General features: G+C 37.7%; 7 protein-coding genes. 6 read left to right on the top strand and 1 reads right to left on the bottom strand.

Annotated elements, in window-relative coordinates; genetic code table 11:
- Positions 1-599: 599 nt before the first annotated feature.
- The 4 genes from LD39_RS21915 (at position 600) to LD39_RS22450 (ending at position 2,947) form a co-directional block, all read left to right on the top strand.
- Entirely contained in the window at positions 600-713 is a 114-nt protein-coding gene (locus tag LD39_RS21915) for an anti-repressor SinI family protein (RefSeq protein ID WP_081988228.1), read from the top strand.
- 439 nt (positions 714-1,152) lie between these two features.
- Positions 1,153-1,437 (top strand): DUF3784 domain-containing protein, encoded by a 285-nt coding sequence (locus LD39_RS01965; RefSeq protein ID WP_035542332.1) that lies wholly within the window; start codon positions 1,153-1,155, stop codon positions 1,435-1,437.
- Positions 1,438-2,046: 609 nt separating this feature from the next.
- Entirely contained in the window at positions 2,047-2,586 is a 540-nt protein-coding gene (locus tag LD39_RS01970; RefSeq protein ID WP_035542334.1) for a GNAT family N-acetyltransferase, read from the top strand.
- Between the two features lie 214 nt (positions 2,587-2,800).
- A complete protein-coding gene (locus LD39_RS22450; protein WP_156112550.1) occupies positions 2,801-2,947 on the top strand; it encodes a hypothetical protein in 147 nt (48 codons plus the stop codon).
- A gap of 277 nt (positions 2,948-3,224) precedes the next feature.
- Here the strand turns inward: LD39_RS22450 and LD39_RS01975 are convergent, their stop codons facing one another.
- Positions 3,225-3,419: a hypothetical protein gene (locus LD39_RS01975; protein WP_035542336.1), complete on the bottom strand. Its 195-nt coding sequence runs from the start codon at positions 3,417-3,419 to the stop codon at positions 3,225-3,227.
- Between the two features lie 314 nt (positions 3,420-3,733).
- On the opposite strand from LD39_RS01975, the gene LD39_RS01980 reads away from it, so the two are divergent.
- Both LD39_RS01980 and LD39_RS01985 read left to right on the top strand, forming a co-directional pair.
- Positions 3,734-4,021 (top strand): hypothetical protein, encoded by a 288-nt coding sequence (locus tag LD39_RS01980; RefSeq protein WP_035542338.1) that lies wholly within the window; start codon positions 3,734-3,736, stop codon positions 4,019-4,021.
- Between the two features lie 36 nt (positions 4,022-4,057).
- Positions 4,058-4,517: sulfite exporter TauE/SafE family protein (locus LD39_RS01985; RefSeq protein WP_035542340.1), on the top strand; the 460-nt coding region annotated here is incomplete at its 3' end.

The following is a 4,517-nucleotide window of genomic DNA, read 5'->3' on the forward strand; positions in this document are numbered from 1 at the left end:
AAAAAGAAAAAAGTAAAGCTGGTAAGAGGCTGGTACAAAACTGAATGAAACACAAAAATTCCGAACGATTTCGTTAAAATCAGTACGGGATTTTTGTGTGCCAAGAAAAGAGTGCAATGACTTCTCCGTCAAAACACTTTGCTTTCCACGGGCACGGCCGCAGCTTCCTCGAAAAGCAAAGAACGCTTTCCTGCGGGGTCTTCGACTCGCGCTTTTCCCATAGGAGTCTCCTTGTTTTGACTACGCTAATGATCTGTGTTGATGTTATATAATTTTTCAATGTTCGTTGTTTAACACCTCTGCTTTACTTATGTTCTCTTTTTGTTTGACCATCGGGAGCTTTGTGGGTATAGAGAGAGGAACAGATCGTGCCTTTCAAAATTTAAATTTGATTACTATTACACTGTCTACTGTTCGACGCTTTTCAGTTTTCCATACCTGATACAAAGAAGAAATGAAAAATAGGAAAAATAATAGTATAAAAATTTAATTATCATACAAATTTTTACAAAAAATTAGTTCTTTATATGATAAACTTGTTCGAAAATCATATGTTTTTTCGTTTGTGAACTCATATGAACAGATAGGGAGTTATAGGTTTGTACACTTTGGATAGGGATGTTGATTTAGAGTGGGTGGAACTGATGGTGGAGGCGAAGAAATTAGGATTGTCTTTGGAGGAAATTAGAGATTTTTTAAAAGGGAACGATTAATTTGACCTAGTTTATTGCTGATTACATAGTGGAATGGATAGGTAAAAGATAAGGAGGGATTCGAAATGAAATTGATTCGTTCATTAATCCATACAATCGTCGATATTATTTTATTCATTCCACGTACATTAGGAAGGTTGATTAAAAAAATCGTCTGATCTAACAAATAATGAAGAAACGAAAAGGCGCTATAATCGAGTGCCTTTTCTTTTTTTTAGGATATCCTACTTTATTTTTCGCTTATAGCCCTTTCTTATTTAAAACGCTAGAAACCCTGTTTATCATCCATCATCCGAAGATCTTTCCCCGTGTGAGAAACCACTTCTTGTTCAATTAACAAACTCAAGCCTACAGATTTTTTGTTAATATGTGGAACTTTCTTTAGAATTGCGTCGTACTTAAGTATAAGTAAATCTACTACTTACAAGGAGACGACCAAATGGACACAGAATTACTGGTAATCGGCATTTTGTTTCTTGTTGTTTCCTTCTTGGTTGGCGTCTTAAAACAGACCTGGCTGCTATCTGGATTCAATGAAAAAGCTATTAAGGACAAGGCGAGGCTGGGCAGAGTGTCTGGAAGCATGTTTTTCCTACCTGTAGGAGTATGCATGATTCTGAATAGCTTGATTGACTATCCAAATGAACAATTCGTGCTCCTCACAGTTAGTTTGATTTTGTTGGTTCTCGTCTATTTTTACATAAATAGAAAGCTCCTCAATTAAAAAAAAGTGAAGGAGAAAGGAGTTAATAAATGATGACAATAACAGAACTCATGCCCATTTTCATTATTATAATTAATTTATTCATAGCAGCGGGTATCATTTCGGGATTTGTCTTTCTACGGAACTATTTGAAATCAAAAAAAGAAAACCGTAAGTTGAGTAGAAAGGCAGGAGGAAGAAGTGAGGAAAATTAGAAAAACTAATATTCATTAGCTGGGCAGTGGTGACCGTCCTTCGCCTAAAGTGGAAACCAAATGAGGAGGTTATGGCTATTACATAGAAGGAGGTGAGAGGTTCTATGATGAAATTAATGTTTATTCTCGCTGCATTGTGTCTCCCTGTGTTCACTATTTTTGAGAAGGGAGCTACCGGGGTTTTACTCTCAATGTTATTTTTGCTTTTAGGAGCGTACTTTAGCAAGCCCAGGTTTCAAAAGGACAAGCCATCGCAGGGGTGGTCAGATAACAATTAACTTTTATAGATGCAGGGTTCTTGCCCAACCGATATTGTTACGATAAAGACTCTATAAAGTATCTACAGGGGTTAACAACTATTAAGGTGAAATCGCTTAATACATAAAAGGATCAATTTAATGAATAAAGAGGTGTTGTGATGAAAGGGAAATACGTTCATGTAAGAGAGCTTACCGATGCCGATGCTGGGGATCTATTAACTTTGCAATCTGATAACAAGTCTTTTTTTGAAAGATTTTCTATGGAACGCGGGAGTGAGTTTTATACATTAGCTGCTCAATTGAAAAGGATCAACCAGTTCAAGCAAAAAATGAGGAACGACTCTGAATATAACTTTGGGATATTTGAAAATGAAAGCCAACATCTAGTAGGAACCATTAATCTTTTTCAAATCGCCCGAGGATCTCTGCAAAGTGCTTTTATCGGATATTTTTTAGACAAGACGTACAATGGAAAAGGTTTCACCACCGAGGCTGTGCAGTTGTTGGTAGAATACGCTTTTAATGAGTTGAAGCTCCATCGTATTGAAGCTGGGGTCATGCCTCACAACATAGGGTCCATACGCGTGCTTGAAAAGTCTGGATTTCATAAAGAAGGATTGGCTAAGAAGAATGTAAAGATCAACGGTAAATGGGAAGATCATCAAGTGCTGGCTATCATCAATCCGTTAGACTAAAATGATCTGATTCACTTTCCAATCAAAGGATAAGCATCTCTTAGTTTTATAAGATACAATTGAGTATAATAGGTATTTTTGAAATAATTGGAATCCAGTAGTTATAGTAAAGGAGATGAAGGATGGCAAGACATCTAGCTTTTGCCCTTACCCGGGCTTGGGAATAGTGTCATTTATACTCCTGTACCTTGGTTATGAAGATGAGTTTTATTTGATGATTTCAATTTTTTGGATCGTTTTATTAACGAATAAAGGATATGATCACTGGAAAGAAAAAAACAGATGGTCGTTAGGATTTGAAGTGCTCTTCGGTTTAACCTTCTTTTTTATCCTGATCATCGGTCTCGTTCAATATTTTTAAAAAGGAGAAACGAATGTTCATTTCAACCTTAGAGTAGGTGTGGTGAATAAATCTTCTAAAAGGAGTTTTTATGAAAGAAAAACATTTTTTCTACTTGATTGGCAGTGTCTCGTTCATGGCCTGGATCCTCTATTTTCTTTTGTATTCCTCGCTTTATTCGAATAGGGAAATCATAGAAGCGCTTGTGTTTGTAAGTGTAGTAGTGCTTGTTTATTTTATCATTACTGTAATTTATTTCAGGTCTTGATGAAAAAGAAAGTGAGAGAGATGGGTTAGGCTAGCTGTTTATCAAAAGCCAGGCTAATATGCCCATAAGTAATAATACACCTATAGCCAGGGTGCTGACGCCATATTGCTGCCATTCGGTGAGTGGCTTTTTTCCTTTCAATTCTCTCCAAGCAGGGTAGAAGAAACCGATGACCGGAGCGGCGGTTACTCCTATAGCAACGAGAATTACTGCTAATACATACATGGTTTAGTCACATCCTTTTCTAACTCGTTCACTTAAAGTCAGCGGATGAAACGTTCTAGTGCGGCTCAATGCCCGATAATTCGCTTATCAGAGCTCGCCAACAAAAAAAATTTGTTTGAAAAAGGATCCTCGATAGTCATTTCTAACGTTTTCCATGGAGTTTTTTCTATAGCAGGTTTAGCAAAGTGGCAGACGCTGCTTTATTTATAGCTTTAGGTGTGATTGCTTCTTTAATCTATTATCATGTATCCATCGTAAACATGATTCAAAATAAAGCGAGCGCTCACTCGTGAAGTTTAAAGGAGATGATCCAAATGCCGAAATCCATCCCAGGTAAGATTTCAGCTCTTATTCTAGCCGTATTCTGTATTCAAGTCATTGTTTTTTTCGTCACGATCTTTAACCAAAATGGTTTTGGCGCAATGGTGAACTTTATCCAGCTAGCCCCCTATACAGCTTTGCTCGGCCTTATATTTGGTATCGCTGGCACCATTAAGGAAGAGGGGATTCAGCGGCTTTTAACCTTAACGACACTGGGAATCAGTGTGGTCTTTCTCTGTTTTACGATTTACTTTTTATTCATATGGTCCTTTGGAGGCTGATGAAGTATAACTAGATTATTAAAAGGAATGAAATGAATGACTTTACTTTCTTTTTTCGCCATCTTATTAGTAGGTATCGGAGCGGGTTTTATTAATGTCATGGCTGGAGGCGGCTCGTTATTAACCATGCCGATGTTGATTTTCTTCGGACTGCCGTCTGCCGTAGCCAATGGAACGAATCGCATTGCCTTGATGGCACAGAATCTTGTTGCCATTGCGTCTTTCAGAAAGAGCGGCTATTTTGACTGGAAGTTCAGCACAATGCTTGCGGTTCCGGCTTTACTTGGTTCCATTGTCGGCGCAAGGTTTGCAATTTCCCTTCCCGATGAGGTTTTTAACAAAATATTATCAGTCGTTATGCTGATTGTATTGGCAATTATCATTTGGAAGCCGCACAAGAAGCTGGGTAATGGTCCAACCGAGAATACCCTGCCGAGGAAAATAGGACTCGTTTTTATCTTCTTTTTAGTCGGCATCTATGGTGGGTTTATTCAGG

This window comes from Halobacillus sp. BBL2006 (genome assembly GCF_000786645.1).
Taxonomy (GTDB): Bacteria; Bacillota; Bacilli; order Bacillales; family Halobacillaceae; genus Halobacillus.

Coding starts and splice junctions, on each gene's coding strand:
- LD39_RS01965 (WP_035542332.1), top strand. CDS start 1,153: ATGGACACAGAATTACTGGTAATCGGCATTTTGTTTCTTGTTGTTTCC.
- LD39_RS22450 (WP_156112550.1), top strand. CDS start 2,801: ATGATTTCAATTTTTTGGATCGTTTTATTAACGAATAAAGGATATGAT.
- LD39_RS01975 (WP_035542336.1), bottom strand. CDS start 3,419: ATGTATGTATTAGCAGTAATTCTCGTTGCTATAGGAGTAACCGCCGCT.
- LD39_RS01980 (WP_035542338.1), top strand. CDS start 3,734: ATGCCGAAATCCATCCCAGGTAAGATTTCAGCTCTTATTCTAGCCGTA.